This is a genomic window from Gordonia sp. J1A (assembly GCF_055393515.1).
Genome location: NZ_AP041607.1, coordinates 2625440 through 2647231 on the forward strand (window position 1 = coordinate 2625440; position 21792 = coordinate 2647231).

The window sequence follows — 21792 nt, forward strand, 5'->3', positions numbered from 1 at the left end:
GCGCCCCACACCCGGAAGATGACGCGAGCGCTACGCGGCCTCGTCCATCAACGCAACCACCTCATCGAGGCTGGCGCCGCCCAGGATCGCCTCCACCGGAAGGTCGCACGCCAGCGCGGTCTGGACCCGTTTGCGGAAGTCGAGTGCCTGCAGTGAGTCCATACCCAGCGCCACCAGCGGCGCAGCGGGATCGATGTCCGTCGCCGCGAGACCCATCGCGACCGCCAACTCGTCGATCAGGTTCGCCGTCAAGTCGCCCGATCGAGCAGGTGCCGGCGGCGTCTCCGGTACCTCGGCCGGCGCCGTCTCGGCTTCTTCGGTGTGCTCCGTCTCGACCGCGGCGTCGGCTGCCGCGGCCTCCTCTTCGTGTCCCGATTCCGGTGCGCCGACGCGATCGGGCACCTCCTCGATCAGCACGCCCGACCCGGTCATCTCCAACAGATGGCGCAGGTCCGGCCAGGACGCCGCCATCACCACGGCATCGCCCCCGTGAACGGCGAGACCCGCGTCGAGTGCCGCGGTCGGCGCCATCGGCACCACGCCCGTCGCCGTGACGCGCGCCAGCCCGTCGGCGTCGAGCGGTCCCTGCACCGCCCACAAGCCCCAGGCGAGCGCGACGGCGTCCACCCCGGTCGTCCGCAGCCGGGCGGCCTCCACCTCGAGGAGACGGTTCGCGGCGGCGTACAGCGCCTGTCCCCGGCCTCCAAGGGTGGCTGCGAGCGACGCACAGAGCACGACCCGCGGTGCGCCCCCGATCCCGTCGAGAACCCGGGCGAGTCCGCTCACCTTCGCATCCACGGCGCGCCGCACATCGGCCTCGGTGATCTCCGACAGCGGCCGCTCGACGTAGTCGAGCGCGGCATGCACCAGAGTGGTGACCGGAGGCAGATCCGCCAGCTGCGCCGGCTCGGTGTCCGAGGTGAGGTCGCAGCGCCGCAGGTCTACGTCCACTCCGTGACGCCGGGACAACCGGGCGGCGACGCGATGAGCCGTCTCGTCGCCGCCGGAACGACTGAGCAGGGTGATCCGGCGCGCACCGTCGCGCGCGAAGCGTTCGGCGACGGCGAGTCCGACCTTCCCGGTGCCGCCGGTGATGACGGCGTGCGTGAGATCGAGGTCGGCGACCGACCCCGCTTCCGTCGGCATCAGTCGCTTGACGAGTACCGCGCCGTCTCGCAGTGCGATCGCCGGCTCGCCCGCGACATGGACGGCCGCTAGCACATCGTCAGCCGAGACCGGCTGCCGCGCAGGGAGATCGAGCTGCGCGACGCGCACCCCGGACTGCTCGGTGGCCAGGCAGCGCAGTCCGGCGACGGCCGCGGCGTGCACCGGGTCGGCGACGTCGCCGTCCACTGCCGTCTCCGCCCCCGTGCTGACGATCCACACGGTCGGCGGGAGTTCCGCGAGACCGCCGCGCCAGGCCGAACCCGCCAGGACCGCGGCGAGCTCGGCTTCGACGTCGTCGCCGCGCGCGGGCAGGAGCACCAGTGCGGCGTCGACCTCACCGATCTCGGCACCGCCGTCGGGTACCTGCCAGGCCACGGCGCCGTGCTGCGGCGCGGCCGAGCAGATGCCGGCGGCGAGACTCAGATCTGATCCGGGAAGCGCCAGCACCGCCATGCGCTGCGGGGCAGCCGAGCGCCGGCTCGCCGGACGCTGCCAGCGGACGTCGAGCACACGCACGTCGTGGTCGGCGGGCGGTGCGGCCCACCCCGGGCGGTTGACGGCGTCTCCGACGCCGGCGTCCGGCCTGGCCCACAGGCGGGTCTTGCGCATCGGCGAGTTCGGGAAGGCCTCCAGCGGGAGCCCGCGAGTGCGCCCGCGCACCTCCCAGCTCGACCAGTCGAAGGTCAGGTCGGTGGCCGCGACCGTCACGACGTTGCGAGTGAAGAGCGTGTGATCGGTGCACTCGCGGCGGCGGGTGCTCAGGATCGTGGCATCGGGCGAGCCCGCCAGCGTCTCCGACAACGCCAGCACCAGCGTCGGATGCTCGGCGATCTCGATGTAGACGTCGGCTCCGGCGTCTGCCGCCGTGTGAACCGCTCGGTCGAACCGGACGCGGTTGCGCAGGTTCCAGAACCAGTAGTCGCGCACCGGGGTCGACGGCTCGATCGCCTCCCCGAGCGTGGCGCCGATGCACGGGATCCGGGGATCGGTGAACGTCCGGCCGAGACCGTAGGCGTCGAACGCCGTCTGGAACTCGTCGGCGAACTTGCTGACGATGCTGGTGTGCGCCGGGTAGGCGACGCGGATCTCCTTGGCGAACTTGCCCTCGGCCTCCAGCGCGGCGATCAGCCCGAGCACCGCCTGCCGTTCCCCCGACACGCACAGGATGTGCTCGGAGTTCACCACCGACAATTCCATCCATCCGGAATTGCGGGCCAGCAGCGCCTCGGCCTCGTCGAGACTGATTCCGACGACGGCCATCGTGTACCCGCGGGGCGCCACCGCGTCCACCGCGCGTGCCCGCACGGTCACCACGATCAGCGCGTCGCGCAGACTGGCGATGCCGCTGCGCACCGCCGCGGCGATCTCGCCCTGACTGTGTCCCACGGTCATCGACGGTCGGACGCCCGCCGCGTCCCACATTGCCGTCAGACCCAGCATGTGCATGAACAGCGCCGGCTGCACCACCCGCACGTCGTCGGTCTGTTCCGCGTCGCCGCGGCCGAGGACGTAGTCGATCGGCGACGTTCCGAAGAGGTTGAGCGAGGCGGCGTGACACTCGTCGACGGCGGCGCGGTAGGCGGCGGAGCGGTCGTAGTCCACCGCACCCATGCCGGGCCGCTGGCTGCCCTGGCCCGGGTAGACGTACGCGAAGCGGTGTGCGGCGGCGGTCCCGCGGACCACCGCGGGGTGCGATCGGCCGGCGGCGAGCGCATCGAGTGCGCCCAGCAGCTCATCGCGGTCGGCGACCGCCGCGATCGCACGGTGTCGGCGGACCGGCCGGGCGTCGAGCAGATATGCGGCCGCCCGCTGCGCGTCGACGGCCGGATGCGCCCGCAGATAGCGCGCGATGGAGGCCGCGAACCGGCCGAGCTGGTCTTCGGCGTCCGCGGAGACGACCACCGGGATGCGACCGTCGGGCAAGAGGTACTGCGCACCGGTCTGAGGCGTGTCAGGCATTCGGGGCCTCCGGCATGTCGACGATGAGATGGGCGTTGGTTCCGGACACGCCGAAGCTGGAGACGGCGGCGAAACGGTGGCCGTCGCGCGCCGGCCAGGGTTCGGTGGCGGCGGGCAGTCGCAGCCCGGCGGTGTCCCAGTCGATCTTGTCGGTCGGCTCGTCGGCGAACCGCGTGCCGACGATCGTGCCGTTCCGGCCGCATTGCAGGACTTTGACGAGACCGAGGATTCCGGCCGCCGCCTGCGCGTGTCCGGCGTTCGATTTCACCGACCCGACGGCGGCGGGACGGTCGTCGGCCCGGGCGGCGCCGTAGACGGCCGAGAGCGCGTCGAGTTCCATCGGGTCGCCCAGAGTGCCGGTTCCGTGCCCCTCGATCAGGTCGATCTGTGCCGCGTCCACGCCGGCGGCGGCGAGTGCGCCCGCGATCACCCGGCGCTGGGCGTCCGCGCTCGGCACCACGATCGGCGCCCCGGAACCGTTGTGGTTCACCCGCGATCCGGCCACCACTCCGTAGATGCGGTGTCCGGCGGACCGGGCCGCGCCGGCGCTCTCCAGAATCACCGCGCCGGCGCCCTCGCCCCAGACGGTGCCGGAGGCCCCCGCCGAGTACGAGCGGCACCGTCCGTCGGCGGCGAGCGCATTGTTGCGGGAGAACTCGAAGAACGCTCCCGGCGACCCCATCACGCACACGCCGCCGGCGATCGCCCAGTCGCATTCGCCGGAGCGGATCGCTGCGGCCGCCTGATGCACGGCGGTGAGCGACGACGCGCACGCGGTGTCGACGGTGATCGCCGGGCCCGTCAGTCCGAGGGCGTGCGAGATCCGTCCGGACACCGAACCCAGTGCGGTTCCGGCGATCCGGTGGCCGGAGTAGTCGTTCACGGCTGCCACCGTGGGTCCGTACTCCATTCCGGAAGCTCCGAAGAAGACTCCGATCTCCCGGCCGTCGAGGGCTGCGGGGTTGACGCCCGCGTTCTCGACGGCCCGCCAGGCCACCCGGAGCGCGACCCGCTGCTGCGGATCCATCGCCGTCGCCTCTCGCGGGCTGAGACCGAAGAACTGGGGGTCGAATTCGGCTGCGCCGTCGAGGAATCCACCGGCGTCGGGCACGGCACCCCAACCGGGAACGCGGTCGAGGGAAAGCAGTTGGTCCACCGGCCAGCCGCGGTCGCGGGGCATCGGCCCGATCAAGTCCTCGCCGGCGGCGAGGGCTGCGTAGAAGTCCTCCGGGGTGTCGATGCCGCCCGGCGCCTCGACCGCCATGCCCGCGATCACGACAGCGTCGTCGGGTGCCGAATCCGCTCCTCCGGCGACGTGCGGGTGGTGCGCGGTCACCGGGTTCCTCCGCCCGTCGCGGTCCGCACCAGCAGGTCGACGAGCGCGTCCGGATGTTCGTTGAGGTAGAAGTGACCTCCGTCGACGAGGCTGACCTCCACCTCGTGGGCGTGGTCGGACCAGGAGTGGAGCTGGTGCGGCCGGATCACCGGATCGTCCGCTCCGCCGACCACCTGGATCGGGGTCGACACCCGCACGTCGGCGGCGCAGTCGTAGGCGTCGAACGCCCGGTAATCGGCTCGGAGCACCGGCAGCGCCATCCGCATCACCGAGTCGCTGCCCATCACCGCGCCGCCGGTGCCCTGCAGGCCCGTCAGGTGTGCCAGCAGGTCCTCGTCGGAGTCGGGATGCTTCGGCAGTTGAGCCACTCGGCTCGGCGCGGTAGCCGCTGAGACGATGAGCCGTCGGGGTGTCGTGCCCTGCGCCTCCAGCAGTCGGGTGAACTCGAAGGCGACGATCGCGCCCATGCTGTGCCCGAACACCACCACCGGACGGTCGGCGAAGTCGGCGGTGGCGGTGAAGGCCTCCGCGGCTTCGGTCGCCAACTCTCCGAGTCCGGTCGCGGCGTCCTCGCGCATCCGGTCCTGCCGTCCCGGATACTGCATCACGCGGACGTCGAAGTGAGCCGACAACCGCCCCGACAGGTCACGGTACGACGACGCTCCCCCGCCCGCGTGGGGGAAGACGAGAAGGATCGGCGCGTCGGCGTCGGCCGGCTTGTGAAACGCCCGGAGTGCGGGTGCCTTGCGAGTGGTCGCGGGTGTAGTCATCTCTTGTTCCCAAAGTCGTGCGGTGTTTCAGTGGTCGAGCAGGTCCTCATGCCGAGGCCTGTTGAGCGAGTCCTCATCGCCGGGCTGGTTGAGCGAGCCCTCAGGCTGGTTGAGCCACCCTCCAGGCTGGTTGAGCCACCCTCCAGGCTGGTTGAGCCACCCTCCAGGTTTGTTGAGCGAGCCTCCAGGTTTGTTGAGCGAGCGAAGCGAGTCGAAACCACCGGACGCAGGCTGGCTCCACAACACGCGGAGCACTCCCAGCCTGCGCGAGTGATCGTTTCGACTCGCTGCGCTCGCTCAACAACCCTCGGGGAACTCGCTTGCTCGACAAACCTGGGGAGACTCGCTCGCTCAACAAACCTGGGGAGAGCCACGCTGCCCGCTGGACGAACACTCAACCCCAGGCCGGTTGACGCACCCTCCAGGCTGGTTGAGCGAGCGAAGCGAGTCGAAACCACCGGAAGCAGGCTGAGTCCACAACACGCGGGGCGGTCCCGCCCTGCACGAGCGATCGTTTCGACTCGCTGCGCTCGCTCAACAAACCTGCCGGGACTCGCTCGCTCGACAAACCTGGGGGGACTCGCTTGCTCAACAAACCTGGGGAGAGCCACGCTGTCCGATGGACGAGCACTCAACCCCAAGCCGGTTGAGCCACCCTCCAGGCTGGTTGAGCGAGCGAAGCGAGTCGAAACCACCAGGCGCAGACTCACTCCACAACACGCGGGGCGGTCCCAGCCTGCGCGAGTGATCGTTTCGACTCGCTGCGCTCGCTCAACAAACCTCGGGGGACTCGCTCGCTGAACAAGCCTGGGGGGAGCCGCTCGCTGAACAAGCCTGGGTGAGGGGTGCTCAGGCATGGGGGGAGCTCCTCTCGCGGGGGAGCAGGTGGAGGGCGATACGGCGGTCCGGGCGGACCTGGAATTCGCCGTGATCGGTCCAGCCGCGCTTGGTCAGGGCTCGGCGCATGGGAGTGTTCGACGACGCGGGTTCCACGGCGATGCAACGACAGTCGGGATCGGCGGCGAAGAGTGCGTCGGCGAGTTCGCGGATGAACGCCGAGATCTCCCCGCGGCCGAGCAACTCCGGATCAGCCGTCGCGACGTGGAGACCGAGGTCGTGCGGGTCCACCGGATACAGGCGGGCGATCTCGTCGCGCGCCACGCGGTAGATCTCCAGGTACCCCGCATCAACGCCCTTGCGGGAGAAGATGATCGGCCGCGAGTAGTCGCCGTCGAGGCGATACCGGGCGTCGTCCCGCCAGCGTGCCGCGGACCATTCCTGTTCCCAGGTCTGCACCAGGTGCGGCCGTGCGAACCACTCCTCCAGCAGTGCCGGGTCGGCTCCCCCTGGCTCCACCGTGCGCAATGCGAACGCGCCGATCGTCGACGGCACCGGCGGGGCGCCCGCCTCGCGCACCGCGTCGGAGACGTCGGTCAGCTCGCGCTCGATGCGGTATCCCGTATCGGACGCACTCATCGCTTCGCTCCCGTCCGCGCCGCCGACCGATCCACCGCACTGCGCAATACCCGATTGGAGAGCTCGCCGAGGCAGCTCAGATTCGGAAAACCGGGGCCCTGCGCGAAGCCGGCCAGATTCGGCAGATACAGCGCCTGCGACAACCCTTCGACCGCCAGATCGTGCCCGATCGCCGTCTCCAGACGCGGTAGGTCGGGCCGTCCGCCCAGCGCCAGCTCGAGTTCGTCGACGCTCTCGGCGTCGAACAGGTCCAGGAACCACAGCGGTCGACCGCCGGTCGCGTCCACCACCAGATCGAACGAGTGCTCGGCCGCCGACCGGCCTGGGTTGCCGAGGGTCAACGCCACCGACTCCCCCACCCGTCGCGCGGCGGTCACTCGGCCTCGCAGGTGGTGGATCCGCTCGTCGGCCAGCAAGTTCTCCTGCACGCTCACCGAGAACACGCCGCGGTCGGTCCGGCGGATCACATCGCGCCGCTCCGCCGCGGGCAGCGACGGCCACCCCGTCGGATCGGAGAACACCGAGTTCTCGAAGTAACTCTCGCCGCGGGTGTAGATCGTCGGTGCCGGTGAGATGACCGAGATCGACATCACCTCGTGCCGGACCAACTCGTCCAGCGCCGACGCCGCGGTCTCACCGCCGCCGATCACCGCGGCCCGCGACGACGCCGGAATCGCCCTGCGCGACACCGCATCCCAGAAACCGGCCACCGACAGTACGCGGGGATCGTCGAGCAGCGGCTCGTCACTCGAACCCGGTCCGGTCACCAGCAGTCCGTCGCCGTCGACGCTGTCGAGACCGCCGTCCGACGTGCGGAAGTCGACGCTCCATCCGCCGTCGACCACGCGGACGCGCTCCACCGTGCCGATGTGCAGTTCGGCCCCCGATTTGGCCGCCGCCCAGTCCAGATAGCGAGCCCACACGTGATGGTGCGGGTTGGGCCGGCCGCGGTCGATCCATTCGGTGTACGTCTGATGCGCCACCAGGAACGCCATCCAGCTGTACTCCAGCATTCCCGCGTTGATCTGCGCGGCATGAGTGCGGTGCGGCGCGCCGCGGTACGGGAAGCCGAGGTCCTTCTCCGGGCTGGTGCCGAGCCGGTGACGACCGTCGGTCCAGCCGCCGAGCGGAAGCCAGTTGCCGCCCACCCCGTACCGGTCGACGATCACCACGCGCGGCGCGGGCAGGCCGAGATCGGCCATCACCTTGGCCTTGGCGGCCACCGACAGCGACTTGGGTCCGGCGCCGATCGCCACCAGCGTGCCGGCGGAGGAGGCGTCGGACGCTCCGGCGTCGGGGCGGTTCACGGTCACTGCGCCATCAACTCCTCATCGTCCATCGCGGCGATCTCCAGGTAGATCGTCGCCACGCGCTCCAGCCGTCCCGCCCGCTCGTCGGCGGCGTCGAGTCGGCGCGCCAGCTCCGCCACGGTCCGCGCCGCGAAGATGTCGGCCACCCCGGCCTGCGGCGCGTCGAGCAGGTCGCGGATCCGGGCGATGACGGTGGTGGCGAGCACCGAGTCGCCGCCCGCGGCGAAGAAGTCGTCGTCGATGCCCAGTTCGCGATCACCGCCGAGGACACCGGCGACGATGTCGAGCAGAGCGCGGTGCAGATCGGTCTCCGGCGACCGCCGGGGCGCGCCGATGTCGGACGCGCCGCTCAGACTCGCGGTGATGGCCGCGCGGTCGAGCTTCCCGTTGCCGGTCAGCGGGAGCTCGTCCCGGACCTGGAGCACCGCCGGAACCATGTACGCCGGAACCAATCCGGCCAGTTCGGCGAGCAGGCCCTCCGGCGACGGCGCGGCACCCGGTTCGGGTGCCACCGCGGCGGCCAGCGTGGCCGGTCCGTTCCCCTTGATCAGCACCGCCACCGCATGCCGCACGTCGGGCAGCGAGCGCAGAGCACCTTCGATCTCGCCGAGTTCGACGCGGAACCCGCGGATCTTCACCTGATTGTCGGCGCGGCCCAGGAACTCGATCGTGCCGTCGGGCCAGTAGCGCGCGAGATCACCGGTGCGATACCACCGGCGGCCCTCGAACTCCACGAACCGTTCCGCGGTGCGCTGCGGCTCGTTTCGGTAGCCGTGCGCGACGCCGTCGCCGCCCACCCACAGCTCGCCGGTCACCCAGTCGGGGCAGTCGGCACCGAGTTCGCTGACCACTCGGCAGGCCACGTTGTTCAACGGTGTCCCGAACGGGACGCTGGTCCAGTGCTCCGGCGCCCGGGTCACCTCGCACACGGTGCCGTGGATCGCGATCTCCGTGGCTCCGCCGAGACCGGCGAAACGGGCCCGCGGGGCCAGTGCGCGCAGTCGGTCCGGGAGATCGGCGCCCACCCAGTCGCCGCCGAGGAGCACCGCGCGCAGCGAATCACCCAGCGCCGCACCGTCGGCCTCCGTCTCCGCCAACGTCAACAACATGTCGAGCGCGCTGGGGACACAGGTCAGAATGCTCGCGCGGTGGGTCACGAGGAGTTCGCGCCACGCCGCCGGGTCCTTGGCGTCGTCGGCGTCGACGGCGATCACCGCTCCGCCCGCGCTGTACAGGCCGAAGATGTCGTACACCGAGATGTCGAACTCCAGTGCCGCGACCGTGAGTGATCGGTCGTCGGGGCCGACACCGAAACGCTGATTGATGTCGTCGATGGTGTTCATCGCCGCCCGGTGCGGCACCTCGACACCCTTGGGAGCACCGGTGGAACCCGAGGTGAACAGCACATATGCCACCGCCTCGGGGTCGGGCAGGTACGGGCCCGACAGCGGTGCCGCCGCCATCGCGTCGCTCAGTTCCAGCGCCGGAACGTCCAGTGCGTCTGGTGCCACGACCCCGTCGGTCAGCAGCAGCGACGCCTCGCCGGTCCGCAGAATGGCCGAACGCCGCGGAGCGGGTTGATCGTAGGTGACCGGAACCCACACGGCACCGGAGGCGTAGACGCCGAGCGTCGCGATCACCTGCCGGTAGCCCTTGGGAATCTGCACACCGACCGCATCGCCCGGCCGCACTCCCGCCGACCGCAGCGCGGCCGCCACGGCGAGCGCCTGTGCCGCGAGTTCACCGTAGGTGGCGCTCCCGTCGCGCCAGACGAGCGCGGTGCGATCGGGGTGCTGGGCCGCGATCTGGAAGAAGCCTTCGTGCAGCACACGCCCGGAGGTCGGCGCCGCGGTGTCGTTGACCTCGCATCGGACCGCCCGCTGGGCGGCGGGCAGGTGCGGCAGCGCCTCGGCCAGCCAGCCCGCCGTCGAATCGGCGGCGGCGAGCCGGTCGAGCGCATTGGTGAAGTGCTCGAACATGGCCTCCACCACGCCGTCTGGGAACTGGTCGATGCGGACGTCCCAGTTGGTCAGCAGGCCACCGCCCACCTCGGTGACCTGGGCGTCGAGCAACACCTGCGGGCCCTGCGAGACGATGTGCGCGGGCTCGCCGAGCCGGTCGTAGACCTCGTCGGCGAAGAGTTCGCCGAGCCCCAGCGCACTGGTGAAGACCACCGGGGCCAGCACCGTCTCGCCGCGCAGACGGCCGAGGTCGCGAAGCACTTCGAGCGCGCCGTACGCGCTGTGCGCACCGGCTTCGTGCATCCGTCGCTGCACCTCGCGCGCGAGGTCGAGCACCGACCCGCGGCCTGGTTCGGTCAGCGTCCTCAGGTCGACGTCCACCAGGATCGAGGAGCTGAAGTCTCCGGAGACCGACTCGATCTCGTCGTGCATCGGCACTCGCTGGAACAGCGGCACGTTCAGCAGGAAACGCGGTGTGGCAGACCACGCGCCGACGCTCGCGGCGTACACCGCTCCCACGACCGCCGCCGGCGTCACTCCGCGCTCGCGTGCTGCGGCGAGAAGACGTTCGCGGGCCCGAGCGTCGAGCCAGTGGTTCATCCGCCGCACCCGCGGGGCAGCGCTCTGCGACTGCCCGGGCGGGCGGGTCGGCAGGACCGGTCCGCCCGGCAGGTCAGGCAGCCGCGCGGTCCACCATTCGCGGTCGGCGGCGCGTGCCGGATCCGGATGCTCGGCCCGATGCCGCAGGTAGTCGCGGTATTCGATGGCCAGGGGCGGCAGTTGCGCACCGTCGTAGGCCGAGACCAGGTCGCGCAGCAGGGTGCGGTAGCTCATCGCGTCCGCGGCGAGCATGTCGATGTCGAAGTGCAGACGGTGGCGACCGCCGGGAAGCAGAGTGAGCGTGAGGTCGAAGACCTGTCCGGCAGCGATGTCGAGGACCTGGTGGCTCTTGGCCTCGCGCCGCTGCTCGAGGATCCGGTCGATCTCGCCGGGTACGGCCTCGCGCAGATCGTCGACCGTCAGCGCCGGTCGCGGCAGAGTGTCGAGCACCTCTTGGCGTCCGTCGGAACGGAACCGTGCGCGGAGCATGCCGTGGCGGGCGGCGAGCGCCTGCGCCGCCGCGGCGAGCCGGTCGGGGTCCAGACCCGCGCCGTCGAACTCGACGTACAGGTGCGCGGCCACACCGCCGAGGTCGGCGGCACCGGTGCGTCCGACCCAGTACGCGTGCTGCATGGGCGCCAGCGGGAACGCCGCCTCCGACCACGCCGACTCGTCGAACTCGGCAGGCGCGGAAGCCGCTTCGTCCGCCGGGTCTGCGCCGAGCATGACCGCCCAGTCGGCGACGGTCGGGCGGGCGGCGAGGTCGGCGAAGTTGACGTCGTGTCCGCTCTTGCGCCAGCCGCCGGCCAGCCGCATCATCCGGATCGAGTCCAGGCCCAGACCGATGAGGTCGTCCGTGTCGGTGATGGTGGCCGGATCGACGTCGAGCAGCGCGGCGACGTCCTCGCGGACTGCGGCGGCCGTCGGCCGGTCGGTCGGCGCGCTCACCGCGCCGCCCGCACGACGTACGGGGCCACGCTGGCCAGCTTCTCGCAGGTCTCTTCGAACTCCCGCTCGGGGCGCGACTGCCCGACGATCCCCGCGCCGGCGCGCAGCCACACGCGATCGCCCTCAGCGAAGATGGTGCGCAGCGCCAGCGTCGCCTCCAGTTCACCGCTCGAATCGGCGATCAGGACGGCGCCGGAGTAGAGCTCGCGACGCGCGGGTTCGAGCCGGTAGATCGCCTCGAGGGCGGGTGCCTTGGGGATGCCGGAGGCGGTGATCGACGGGAACAGCACGCCCAGCGCCCGCCACGGTCCGGCAGCCGGGTCGAGCCTCCCGGACACCGTGGACGCGAGATGCTGCACGCTGCCGCGTTCACGGACCACCATGTACTCGTTCACCGCGGTGGTGCCGGGCAGCGCCACCGATTCGATCTCGCTGAAGCACGCGCGCACCGACATCGCGTGTTCGGCGATCTCCTTCTCATCGGAGAGCAGGTCTTCGCGGGCGGCGGCGTCCGCCTCCGGCGAGCGGCCGAAGGCACGGGTACCCGCGAGCGGTTCGGTGACCACCGACCCGAGACCGTCGGCGGCGACCACCAACTCGGGGCTGAAACCGGCGGCCTCGAGTCCGCCGAGATGCAGCAGGTACGACCGCGCGGGGTTGTTGCTCTTGCGGCCGCGGACGTAGGTCGCGGGGATGTCGACGTCGAAGCCCACATCGACACTGCGGGACAGAATCACCTTCTGGTATCGGCCGTCGTTGATCTCGCGCACGGCCGTCGCGACCCGGCCGCGGTAGTCGTCGGGGTCGGCCGAGACATCGATCTCCACGGGCTCCGCCCGGCGGATCGACTCCTCCCCGCCGGCGTGGACCGGCAGATCGGCGAGTTCGCGCAGTCGCGCGAGAGTGGCCTCGTCGGCCCCCGGTGCCGAGATCCCGTCCGCGTCCACGAAGGCCTCGAGCCCGGGCACGATCAGATGGGCGAGCACCACGTCGTCACGGACGCGGTCGAGCAGGCCGTAGTGCGGCGCGCAGTAGTCGAATCCGACCCAGCCGTACAGCCGCCACCGGGGCAGACCCAGCCCGGTGAGCGCCTGGTTCAGTGCCGCCGCGGGTTCGCCGTCCCAGGCGATCTCACGAGGCGTGCAGTGGTCGTCTCCGGGCGCCGGATCGACGATGACCATGGTCTTGGTGAGGATGATGCGTGCTTGCGGACGAGCGGCGAACGTCCAGCGTCCGTCTCGTTCGTAGACGACGTACTCACCGAATTCACCCGACGACGCCCATGCGCCGCACACCGCGGCGGCCCGCGCGGCCAGATCGTCGTCGACGGGCGCGTCCCCCACCGGAGAAGCAGGTGCCACAACCATTGTTCAGTCCCATCGTTCACAGCGGAGATCCGCAAGAAAATTAGGTGAGGCTAATCTACATCACCCGCGACTCGTAGGTTAGGCTGCCCTCGTCAACTAGAGCTAGGACCGAGCATGCCATCTTCAGCGGACACTCTCGAAACCGGGTTCGCACCCCATCGGCCCGATCGCGCCGACCTCTACCGCGCCGCGGGCGTCTTCGACGATCTCCCCCTGTGGGCACCCCTCGCCGACCGCGCCGCCACCGATCCCGACCGCCCCGCGGTCACCGACGCGGCCACCGGATTCACCCTGACCTACCGCGAACTGCTCGCCACCGCCGACCGCCGTGCGGCCGGATTCATCGGCGCGGGTCTGAAGCCCGGAGAGCGCGTCGTCCTGCAGCTGCACAATTCCGTCGAGTTCGCCGCCACTGCGTTCGGCCTCCTGCGCGCGGGCATCGTGCCCGTCATGGCGCTGCCGGCCCACCGGATCACCGAGATCGCTCATCTCGCCGCCGGCTCCGGGGCGCGCGCGTATCTGTGCGACGACGTTCGCGGCGGCTACGACTACCGCGGGCTCGCCGCCGATCTGCGCGACCGCGTCCCGTCCGTCGAGCACGTCTTCGTCAACGGCGATCCCGGCGTGTTCTCCCCGCTGCCCGATGCCGACGCCCGACCGCCGGTCACCGTCGATCCCGATCTGCCCGCGCTCTTCCTGGTCTCCGGCGGCACCACCGGACTGCCGAAGCTGATCGCGCGCACGCACAACGACTACGCCTTCAACGCGGCCACCTCGGCCACCGTCGCCGAACTGACGGCCGACGACGTGTATCTCGCGGCGCTCCCGGCAGCGCACAACTTCCCCCTCTGCTGCCCCGGACTGCTCGGGATGATCGCAGCGGGCGGCCGCACCGTCTTCACCCAGGATCCCAGCCCCGACTCGGCGTTCGGCGTGGTGGAGCGATACCGGGTCACGGTTACCGCGCTGGTCCCCGCTTTAGCCCAGTTGTGGTGCGCGGCAACCGAATGGGAGCCCGCCGACATCTCCTCGCTGCGACTGCTGCAGGTGGGCGGCTCCAAACTCGCCGCACCCGACGCCGCCGCGATCGACGCCGCGATGGGCCCGGTGGTGCAGCAGGTCTTCGGCATGGCCGAGGGTCTGATCTGCTACACGAGGGCCGACGATCCACGCGATCTGGTGCACGTGAGCCAGGGGCTGCCGATGAGTCCGCTCGACGAGGTCCGGATAGTCGACGACGCCGGCCGGCCGGTGCCCGACGGCGAGGAGGGCGAACTGCAGGTCCGCGGACCGTACACGATCCGTGGCTACTACCGGGCGCCCGAACACAACCTGCGGTCGTTCACCGACGACGGCTTCTACTCATCGGGAGATCTGGTGCGCCGGCTTCCGTCCGGGCACCTCGCCGTCACCGGTCGCATCAAGGACACCATCGTCCGAGCCGGCGAGAACGTGGCCGCCGACGATGTGGAAGAGCACCTGCTGGCGCATCCGCGGATCGCGCACACCGCCGTCGTCGGCCTGCCCGACGACGCGCTGGGTGAACTCATCTGCGCGGTGGTGGTGCCCGGGCGCGACGGCACCGCACCCTCGCTGCCCGACGTCCGCGCCTTCCTCTCCGAGCGCGGCCTCGCGTCGTTCAAGCTGCCCGACCGTCTGCACACCGTCGACGCCCTACCGGTGACCTCGGTGGGCAAGATCGACAAGAGTGCACTGCGTTCGCGCCTGGCGGGTGCGAGCCAGGCGCGATAGCGCGCTCAGCCGCGTTCCACCGGGCGGTCCGGATCGGCCGACCACTGCGAGTACGACCCCGGATACAGCGCCGCGGACACCCCGATCGATGCGAGGGCGGCGATCGTGTGCGCGGCGGTGACGCCCGAGCCGCAGTAGACGACGGCGTCCCGGTCGGCGCCGAGTGCCCGGAAGTGGTCGGCGAGTTCGCCGTACGGCTTGAATCTGCCGTCGGCGGTCACGTTGGCGCCCGCCGGGGCGTTCACCGCACCGGGGATGCGCCCGGGCCTCGGGTCCACCGGCTCGACGTCGCCGCGGTAACGCTCGGGCGCACGGGCGTCGAGCAGGACGGCCGAACCGTCGCGCGCCGCGACCTCGTCGATCGTCACGACCGGCAGATGCCCGCCCGACAGCACCACATTGCCGACGCGCGGAGTCGCATCTCCGGTGGAGACGCGCATGCCCGCGGACTTCCATGCCGCCAGACCGCCGTCCAGAACGGTGACGTCGGCCAGCCCGGCCCAGCGCAGCAGCCACCAGGCGCGCGCCGCCGCCTTGCCCTCCCAGTCGTCGTACACCACCACCCGGGACCCGACGTCGATGCCCCACCGACGGGCCGCGGCCTGCAGGTCGGCGAGGTCGGGCAGCGGGTGTCGGCCCGCGGCAGGCGAGGGCGGTGCCGCCAGTTCGGTGTCGAGGTCGACGTACACCGCGCCCGGCACGTGCCCGGCCCGGTAGTGGTCGTGGCCGGCGTCGTCGCCGAGTTGCCAGCGCACGTCGAGCACCACCGGCGGCCGTGACGACAGCATCGCCTCCACCAGGTCCTCGACTGTGGTGAATACCTGGCCTCGGTGGTCGGAGATCATCGCTGCGGTTCCCTTCGCCTGCGGGTGCGGCCGTCGTACGGCCGAGGTCACCACGACTGTAGGGCACCGGCGACGTGCGACAATCGGGCCATGTCCGAATCACCGTCCGCGCTCGACCCGCTCCGTTCCCGGTTCCTCGACGCCGGCCTGCGCGTCCTCGCCCGCGACGGCTACGGCGGCTTCAAACAGTCGACGGTGTGCGCGGAGACCGGTCTCACCACCGGTGGCTTCTACCACTCGTTCAAGAGCTGGAGGGACTTCGAGACCGCGCTCATCGAGCACTGGAAGACCGAAGCGACGGCCAACGTGGTGGCACAGCTGCGCACCATCGGCAGCCCGGTGGACCGGATACTCGCAGTGGTCGAGGCGTCGCGGAATCTGCCGCACCACACCGAACGGGCGCTGCGCGTCTGGTCGTCGAAAGACCCCGACGTCGCCGCCGCGGTGCGAGAGGTGGACCGGACCCGGCGCGAGGCCGTCGCCGAGTTCGTCGGCGACCTGATCGCCGACCCCGACGAGCCCGAGCAGATCGCCGCGCATTCGCTGATGGTCCTGGTGGGCTACCAGTGCTCGGATGCCGGCCCCGAAGAGTTCGAATGGGCGATGCGCCGCATCGTCGACCGCACTCTCAGTCTTCCGCGCAAGGCCGATCAGACGTCGGAGTAGTCCGCGACCCGCCCCTTCCTCGGTGCGTTGCGCAACGCCGACAGCATCCGCGGGACGCGCCGCAGCGGCAGACGGGCGGGCCAGTCGTCGGTCCGCAGCAGCGCCTCGGTGCCGCCGTCGACGGTGACCACCGAACCGGTCATGAAGTCGGCCGCGGGCGAGAGCATGATCATCACCCAGTCGGCGATCTGCTCGGGCGTGCCGTACTCACGCACCGGCACCGGGTACGAGCGCACCTGAGCGGCCGTCGAACTGGCGAGCTGTTTGCGCAGCAGAGGCGTGAGCACCGGCCCCGGAGCGATGACGTTGATGCGGATACCCGCGGCGGCCCACTGATCGGACACCGCGTGCCGCCGGCACCAGCGGCTCACCGCGATCTTCGACGCCGCGTACGCCGCGGGTCCCGACAGCGGCCCCATCCGGCGCACGATGCGCACGGCTCTCTCGGTCTCGCCTGCCTCCAGCAGTCTGACGGCCCGGCGCGGCACAAACGGCGTCGACGTCGTCGAATTGGACCCGAACACCACCACCTTGGCTTTGTCGGCCGCGGCCAGTTCGGGTTGCAGACCCATCAGGAGTTCGGTGACGCCGAGCACGTTGACCTCGACGGTCAGCCGTTCCTTGCCGCGCAGCGCGCCCACCCCGGCGGCGAACACGGCGCCGTCGAGCCTGCCGCCGGCCCGGGTCATGATCGCGCGAACCGCATGTGCCCGGCCTGCGCTCGTCGAGAGGTCCGCCTCCACGTCGGCGTCCGCGAGGTCGACGCCGATCACCTCGTGCCCGTCCGCCCGCAGGCGTCGCGCCACTTCGTGTCCCATTCCCGACGCCGCGCCGGTCACCACATACTTGCCCACGAATACCTCTCTCAGGTGCGATCTCGCCCCCGACTCTAGAACACGTTCTATCCGGCGGCACACCCTTCGGCACCTCGTCGACGCGCCGGCTGACGTCTCAGAATCGGTAGATGCGCTTGGCGTTCCCCGCGAAGAGCTGCGTCAACAGGTGGTCGCCGCGGTCGCCGAGGACGTCGAGCAGTGCGCCGACCGTCATGCCGATCGGCGAGTTGGGGCGGTCGACCGGGGAGTCGGAGCCGAAGATCACGCGGTCGGGACCGAACCGGTCGACCAGATGCAGTACCAGCGGCCCGGCCATGTCGGCCAGTACCGCTCGGCTGGCGATGGTGCCCGACGTCTCCCGGCCGTAGCCGAGGAGCGCGAGGCCCAGTCCCGAGACCTTGACCACCACGTTCGGCCGATTCGCGATCATGGCGGTGCGTTCGCGCCACAGACTCAGGATCTCGGCACGCGCGGCAGCCGTCATGCCGGTCTGCGCGCCGACCGGTCCGAACGCACCCGCGGGCATCCCCATGTGCTCGACGATGATCGTGGTGTCGGGGAACCGCCGGGCGAGCATGTCCAGCTGCCCGAGCTGATGGGAGTAGGCCACCGAGACGAACGCCAGATCACGTTCGGCGAGCTCCTCGAAGCCCTTGAGGAAGCTCGTCGAAGCGACCACATCCGGTTCGTCGCACCAGTCCGGCAGTTCGGGATCGGCGTGCCGCGCCCACTTGAACCGGATGGCGCGAACGCGGTCGGAGTACGCGAGCTGACGGTCGAGGGCGGCGCCGAACAGGGGATGTCGCGGGTCGGCTGCCGTGACCGTGGCGCCGAGCGCCGGACCCTTCTGACCGTGCGGAAGCGCCGTGAGGTACTTCAGCTCGTCGAACGACGAGTTCATCAGCGACTCGGGGTCCCTCGCCGGCCGCCAGTGCGACTCCACTTGAACCACGCTCTCCACACCGACGCCCGCGATGGAGAGCAGTGCGACGGCGTCGCTGGAATACTGCGCCGGTTCGTAGGCTGAGGTCAGGATGCTCGAATCGAGACCGTACAGGCGGTCGGCGCTGGTGCCCACGCGGGCGGCGAGCGAGAGGGCCGGCGTGGGCACGAACCGTCGCAGCCGGGGCGCCGACAGCCGCGCGAAGCGGGCGAGCGCCCATGACGACCGGGTGGGGTTGAAGTAGTGGACGTGCGCGTCGACGATTCCAGGGAGCAGTCCACCGAGCATCGTCACACCGCTAGCGTGCCACAACCCACAAGCGGCACGCCGAACAATATCGGGGCCAGTCGGTCACGCCGACTACAGTGGACCACGCCCGGCACCGGGCGGCCCGTGAACACCAGCGACGACGCGGAAAGCGAGCAGGAAGCGTGACTCAGCCCGAGCAGCCGATCCTGGCGCAGACCCGGGCACTCCTGGCGAGCGATCCCGACCGTTTCGCGAGCAGCGTCTTCGCCCGGCTGTTCGCGATGCGGCCCAGCCTCCGAGAGTTGTTTCCGGCCGAGATGGGCACTCTCCGAGCCTCATTCGTGGATGTGATCGACCACGTGCTCGACGCGATCGGGGCACCGGACGGCCACGGCGAGCTGGTTGAGTTCCTCGCGCAGCTGGGCCGCGACCACCGCAAGTTCGGCGTCGTCAGCGAGCACTACTGGCTGATCTACGACGCCCTGATGTCGGAGTTCCAGTTCGCCTTCGGCAACCGCTGGACGCCGGAGGTGGAGGAGACCGTCGGGCAGGCGATGCTCCTGACCACCGGTGTGATGCGCGGCGCCGCGGAAAGCGCCGAGGGTCCCCCGCGCTGGCACGCCCGCGTGGTGCAGAAGTTCCGGATCACGCGCGAGCGGGCCGTGATCCGGCTGATCGCCGATGGACCGCATCCGCCGTACGCCGCCGGCCAGTACCTCGAGACGCAGATCCCGCAGTGGCCCCGGACCTGGCGCAACTTCTCCCCGGCCATTCCCTCGAACCCGCAGGGCGAGTTGGAGTTCCACGTCCGAGCCGTGCCGGGCGGCCGGGTCAGCGGCTCCATCGTGCGAGACACCGCGGTCGGAGACGTGTGGACCTTCGCACAGCGCCACGGCACCATGCACATCGATCCGGCGCGACCGGCGCTGCTGATCGCCGGCGGTACCGGGCTCGCTCCCCTGCGCGCGCTGCTGATCGACCACGCCCGCTTCGGCGAGCCGGCTCCGGTCCACCTCTTCTACGGAACACAGAATCCCGGCGAACTGTACGAGCTCGGCGTGCTCGCACAGCTGGCCGGCGCGAATCCGTGGCTGCGCGTCACCGCCGTCACGGAGAACACCGAGGACCCGTGGTGGCTCACCGGCGGCACCGATCCGCGCGGCTGGGGGCTCGAAGTGCGCTACGGCCGCGTCGGCGAGGTGGCCGCGACGTACGCCGACTGGCGGGGCCGCCAGGTGCTGCTGTCCGGCCCGGCCCCGATGGTCTTCCACACCGCGCTGCGACTACGGGCCGCCGGCGTGGATCCCGACGCGATCCAGCACGACCCGCTGAACTGACCGCCCGGGACCGGGCACTGCCTACGACTGATGCCGGGACGCGACCAGCACTGCCAACGCACCGCCGAGCATCGACACGTTCTTCAGGAACTGGATCTGCTGCATCTTGTGCTGCATCGGATCGTCGATCTCCCAGAAGGCGTGCCCGGCGAAGGTGGTCGGAACCAGCGACGCCGCCAGCAGGACCGCACCGGGCCGTGCACCGAGACCGGTGGCGATCATCGCGCCGCCCAGCACCTGGGCGGCACCGTTGGCCCGGACGATCGTCTCGTTGTCGGTCGGCAGCGGGATCACGGTCCGGATCTTGTCGAGCAGCGGCGACGCCGCTTCGACGCGGGCACCCGGCGCCGTGGCGGCGTCGTAGCCCAGGATCATGTACGGGATGCCGGTGAGGGCGCGGCCTGCGGCGTGGATCAGATTCATGGGGACCTCTGGATAGACGGTGGGTGCTCGGGGCACACGCCGCCGAGGATAGTGGAACCGATATGGCAAGGCCGCCGACGGCAGTCGGCGGCCTTGTGGCTCTATCGCGTTGTGGTTCTATCGCGTCGTGGTGCTACCGCGTCAGCGGCTCCGTTTTCCCCGCGGCTGCCACACCACGAGGGCGTTGGTGCGGGGCACCGGAACCAGTTCTCCGTGACGTGCCCGCGACGCCGACTCCATCTGCCGAGTCAGGTCACTGACCCGTCGGCGCAGGGCCTCCACCTCGTCGCTGAGTTCGATGATCCGTTTGATCCCCGCGAGGTTCACGCCCTCGTCCTGCGACAACCGCTGGATCTCGCGAAGCATCTCGACGTCGCGGTTGGAGTAGCGACGCCCGCCGCCGCGCGTGCGCTGCGGGGTCACCAGACCCAGCCGATCGTAGGTCCGGAGGGTCTGGGCGTGCATGCCGGCCAGCTCCGCCGCCACCGAGATCATGAACGTGGCGGCGTCGCCGACGTCGTCATTGCGCGACTGGTCTCCTCGATCGTCGACTGCCATGGGTCATCACCGCCCCCATCCTGCGCGGGGGTCGAATCCACTGGCCCGTTCGGCCTCCGCATACTTCTTCATCGCTTCGGTCGCCGCGTCGTCGAGCTTGGTCGGCACCGCGACCTTCACCGTCACCAGCAGATCACCGGATCCGCCGGATCGCTTCGGCACACCGCGGCCCTTCAGCCGCAGGGTCCGTCCGTCGGAGGTGCCCGCCGGGATCTTGACGCCGACCGAACCGTCGAGCGTCGGAACCGAGATGGTCGCTCCGAGAATCAGTTCCGAGATGGACACCGGCAGTGAGACCTTGAGGTCGTTGCCGCTGCGGGTGAACACCTTGTCGGCCATCACGTGCACGGTCACGTACAGGTCGCCGGACGGCGCGCCGCGCATCCCGGCCTCGCCCTGCCCGGCGAGCCGGATCCGCTGACCGTCCTCGACGCCCTGCGGGACGCGGACGTTGATGGTCCGCGGGCGCACGGTGATGCCGGTGCCCTGGCAGTCCGGGCACGGATCGTCGATCTTGGTGCCGGTGCCCTGGCAGTCGGGGCAGGGTTCGGAGAATCCGAAGTGCCCCTGGTTGCGGGTGACGAAGGCAGTGCCGTTGCAGGTGGGGCACGTGCGCGGGCTGCTGCCCGGCCGTGCGCCGCTGCCGTGGCACTTGGTGCACGGCGACGGGCTGGTGACGCGCAGCGTCACCGTGGTTCCCTGCACCGCGTCGCGGAATGCAAGGGTGGTCTCGGTCTCGAGATCGTTGCCGCGTCGCTGGCGGGGTCCGCCGGCCGACCCGCCGAAGCCGCCGCCGCGTCCGCCCAGCAGGTCGCCGAGCATGTCGCCGAGGCCACCGCCCCCGCCCGCACCGCCGGCCGCGCCGAACAGGTCACCGAAGTCGAATCCGCCGGCACCGCCCGGCGTTCCGCCGCCGAAACCGTTGCCGCCGCGGAACCGGCCGCTGGCCATCAGGGTCCGGGCCTCGTCGTATTCGCGGCGCTTGGTCTCGTCGGAGAGCACGCTGTGCGCCTCCGACACTCTCTTGAAGCGTTCTTCGGCCGCCGTGTCGCCCGGGTTGGCGTCCGGGTGCAACTCACGGGCGAGCTTCCGGTAAGCCTTCTTGATCTGGTCGGCACTGGCGTCGGAAGAAACGCCGAGGTCTGCGTAGAAATCGCGTTCCAGCCATTCACGCTGGGGAGCCATCAGGCGTCACCTCCTTGAAAAAAGTCTGTGGTTGTCATGTGTCGCTCCTGTTCGGACACACGGTGGCAGTGGGGCCGCGGGGCCGCCGTGCAACGGCGACCCCG

The 21792-nt window shown here is 70.7% G+C and carries 16 protein-coding genes; 3 read left to right on the top strand and 13 right to left on the bottom strand.

The genetic code is table 11. The annotated features are described in order from the left end of the window. Positions 1-30: 30 nt before the first annotated feature. The 7 genes from ACZ5QD_RS12235 to ACZ5QD_RS12265 all read right to left on the bottom strand — a co-directional run bounded on the left by ACZ5QD_RS12235 (position 31) and on the right by ACZ5QD_RS12265 (position 12894). Positions 31-3126 carry an SDR family NAD(P)-dependent oxidoreductase gene (locus ACZ5QD_RS12235; RefSeq protein ID WP_006896081.1) on the bottom strand — a complete coding sequence of 1032 codons (3096 nt, stop codon included), beginning with the start codon at positions 3124-3126 and terminating at the stop codon, positions 31-33. Beyond that, positions 3119-4462, bottom strand: a complete 1344-nt coding sequence (locus ACZ5QD_RS12240) for a beta-ketoacyl [acyl carrier protein] synthase domain-containing protein (RefSeq protein WP_006896080.1) — start codon at positions 4460-4462, stop codon at positions 3119-3121. The genes ACZ5QD_RS12235 and ACZ5QD_RS12240 overlap by 8 nt, the downstream gene beginning before the upstream one ends. Further along, the gene (locus ACZ5QD_RS12245) at positions 4459-5232 is read right to left on the bottom strand and encodes a thioesterase II family protein (protein WP_006896079.1); all 774 of its coding nucleotides are present in this window, start codon (positions 5230-5232) and stop codon (positions 4459-4461) included. Before ACZ5QD_RS12245 ends, ACZ5QD_RS12240 begins: the two co-directional genes overlap by 4 nt. An 849-nt stretch (positions 5233-6081) precedes the next feature. Further along, positions 6082-6708, bottom strand: coding sequence for a GNAT family N-acetyltransferase (locus tag ACZ5QD_RS12250; protein WP_045540529.1), 627 nt, complete (start codon positions 6706-6708; stop codon positions 6082-6084). Further along, entirely contained in the window at positions 6705-8021 is a 1317-nt protein-coding gene (locus ACZ5QD_RS12255) for a SidA/IucD/PvdA family monooxygenase (protein ID WP_006896076.1), read from the bottom strand. The genes ACZ5QD_RS12250 and ACZ5QD_RS12255 overlap by 4 nt, the downstream gene beginning before the upstream one ends. Beyond that, positions 8018-11527 carry a non-ribosomal peptide synthetase gene (locus tag ACZ5QD_RS12260; RefSeq protein ID WP_464366787.1) on the bottom strand — a complete coding sequence of 1170 codons (3510 nt, stop codon included), beginning with the start codon at positions 11525-11527 and terminating at the stop codon, positions 8018-8020. The genes ACZ5QD_RS12255 and ACZ5QD_RS12260 overlap by 4 nt, the downstream gene beginning before the upstream one ends. Further along, the gene (locus tag ACZ5QD_RS12265) at positions 11524-12894 is read right to left on the bottom strand and encodes a salicylate synthase (RefSeq protein ID WP_006896074.1); all 1371 of its coding nucleotides are present in this window, start codon (positions 12892-12894) and stop codon (positions 11524-11526) included. Before ACZ5QD_RS12265 ends, ACZ5QD_RS12260 begins: the two co-directional genes overlap by 4 nt. A gap of 114 nt (positions 12895-13008) precedes the next feature. Between ACZ5QD_RS12265 and ACZ5QD_RS12270 the strand changes: the two genes are divergently transcribed. Next, on the top strand, positions 13009-14646 hold the full coding sequence (locus tag ACZ5QD_RS12270) for a (2,3-dihydroxybenzoyl)adenylate synthase (protein WP_464366788.1): 1638 nt from the start codon (positions 13009-13011) through the stop codon (positions 14644-14646). 5 nt (positions 14647-14651) lie between these two features. Here the strand turns inward: ACZ5QD_RS12270 and ACZ5QD_RS12275 are convergent, their stop codons facing one another. Then, the gene (locus ACZ5QD_RS12275) at positions 14652-15491 is read right to left on the bottom strand and encodes a sulfurtransferase (RefSeq protein ID WP_045539872.1); all 840 of its coding nucleotides are present in this window, start codon (positions 15489-15491) and stop codon (positions 14652-14654) included. A gap of 90 nt (positions 15492-15581) precedes the next feature. On the opposite strand from ACZ5QD_RS12275, the gene ACZ5QD_RS12280 reads away from it, so the two are divergent. Next, positions 15582-16157, top strand: a complete 576-nt coding sequence (locus ACZ5QD_RS12280) for a TetR/AcrR family transcriptional regulator (RefSeq protein WP_045539864.1) — start codon at positions 15582-15584, stop codon at positions 16155-16157. Here ACZ5QD_RS12280 and ACZ5QD_RS12285 read toward each other — a convergent pair. Both ACZ5QD_RS12285 and ACZ5QD_RS12290 read right to left on the bottom strand, forming a co-directional pair. Then, positions 16142-17011, bottom strand: a complete 870-nt coding sequence (locus ACZ5QD_RS12285) for an SDR family oxidoreductase (RefSeq protein WP_006896070.1) — start codon at positions 17009-17011, stop codon at positions 16142-16144. The genes ACZ5QD_RS12280 and ACZ5QD_RS12285 overlap by 16 nt on opposite strands. 97 nt (positions 17012-17108) lie before the next feature. Further along, entirely contained in the window at positions 17109-18224 is a 1116-nt protein-coding gene (locus ACZ5QD_RS12290; RefSeq protein ID WP_052692455.1) for an amidohydrolase family protein, read from the bottom strand. A 143-nt stretch (positions 18225-18367) separates the two neighbouring features. Between ACZ5QD_RS12290 and ACZ5QD_RS12295 the strand changes: the two genes are divergently transcribed. Beyond that, positions 18368-19522 carry an FAD-binding oxidoreductase gene (locus ACZ5QD_RS12295; protein ID WP_045539868.1) on the top strand — a complete coding sequence of 385 codons (1155 nt, stop codon included), beginning with the start codon at positions 18368-18370 and terminating at the stop codon, positions 19520-19522. A gap of 21 nt (positions 19523-19543) precedes the next feature. Here ACZ5QD_RS12295 and ACZ5QD_RS12300 read toward each other — a convergent pair whose 3' ends face one another. From ACZ5QD_RS12300 to dnaJ, 3 genes are all read right to left on the bottom strand, one after another. Next, positions 19544-19945 carry a DoxX family protein gene (locus ACZ5QD_RS12300; RefSeq protein ID WP_006896067.1) on the bottom strand — a complete coding sequence of 134 codons (402 nt, stop codon included), beginning with the start codon at positions 19943-19945 and terminating at the stop codon, positions 19544-19546. A gap of 141 nt (positions 19946-20086) precedes the next feature. After that, complete coding sequence (locus ACZ5QD_RS12305; protein WP_278125170.1) at positions 20087-20503, bottom strand: heat shock protein transcriptional repressor HspR; 417 nt, start codon at positions 20501-20503, stop codon at positions 20087-20089. A 6-nt stretch (positions 20504-20509) separates the two neighbouring features. Then, entirely contained in the window at positions 20510-21688 is a 1179-nt protein-coding gene (dnaJ, locus tag ACZ5QD_RS12310) for a molecular chaperone DnaJ (protein WP_006896065.1), read from the bottom strand. Positions 21689-21792 lie beyond the last annotated feature (104 nt).

What these genes read in the sequence shown, in the direction of transcription:
- ACZ5QD_RS12235 (WP_006896081.1), bottom strand. Translation starts at nt 3,126, where the DNA reads ATGCCTGACACGCCTCAGACCGGTGCGCAGTACCTCTTGCCCGACGGT.
- ACZ5QD_RS12250 (WP_045540529.1), bottom strand. Translation starts at nt 6,708, where the DNA reads ATGAGTGCGTCCGATACGGGATACCGCATCGAGCGCGAGCTGACCGAC.
- ACZ5QD_RS12300 (WP_006896067.1), bottom strand. Translation starts at nt 19,945, where the DNA reads ATGAATCTGATCCACGCCGCAGGCCGCGCCCTCACCGGCATCCCGTAC.
- ACZ5QD_RS12270 (WP_464366788.1), top strand. Translation starts at nt 13,009, where the DNA reads ATGCCATCTTCAGCGGACACTCTCGAAACCGGGTTCGCACCCCATCGG.
- ACZ5QD_RS12305 (WP_278125170.1), bottom strand. Translation starts at nt 20,503, where the DNA reads ATGGCAGTCGACGATCGAGGAGACCAGTCGCGCAATGACGACGTCGGC.
- ACZ5QD_RS12265 (WP_006896074.1), bottom strand. Translation starts at nt 12,894, where the DNA reads ATGGTTGTGGCACCTGCTTCTCCGGTGGGGGACGCGCCCGTCGACGAC.
- ACZ5QD_RS12280 (WP_045539864.1), top strand. Translation starts at nt 15,582, where the DNA reads ATGTCCGAATCACCGTCCGCGCTCGACCCGCTCCGTTCCCGGTTCCTC.
- ACZ5QD_RS12275 (WP_045539872.1), bottom strand. Translation starts at nt 15,491, where the DNA reads ATGATCTCCGACCACCGAGGCCAGGTATTCACCACAGTCGAGGACCTG.
- dnaJ (WP_006896065.1), bottom strand. Translation starts at nt 21,688, where the DNA reads ATGGCTCCCCAGCGTGAATGGCTGGAACGCGATTTCTACGCAGACCTC.
- ACZ5QD_RS12290 (WP_052692455.1), bottom strand. Translation starts at nt 18,224, where the DNA reads ATGCTCGGTGGACTGCTCCCTGGAATCGTCGACGCGCACGTCCACTAC.
- ACZ5QD_RS12245 (WP_006896079.1), bottom strand. Translation starts at nt 5,232, where the DNA reads ATGACTACACCCGCGACCACTCGCAAGGCACCCGCACTCCGGGCGTTT.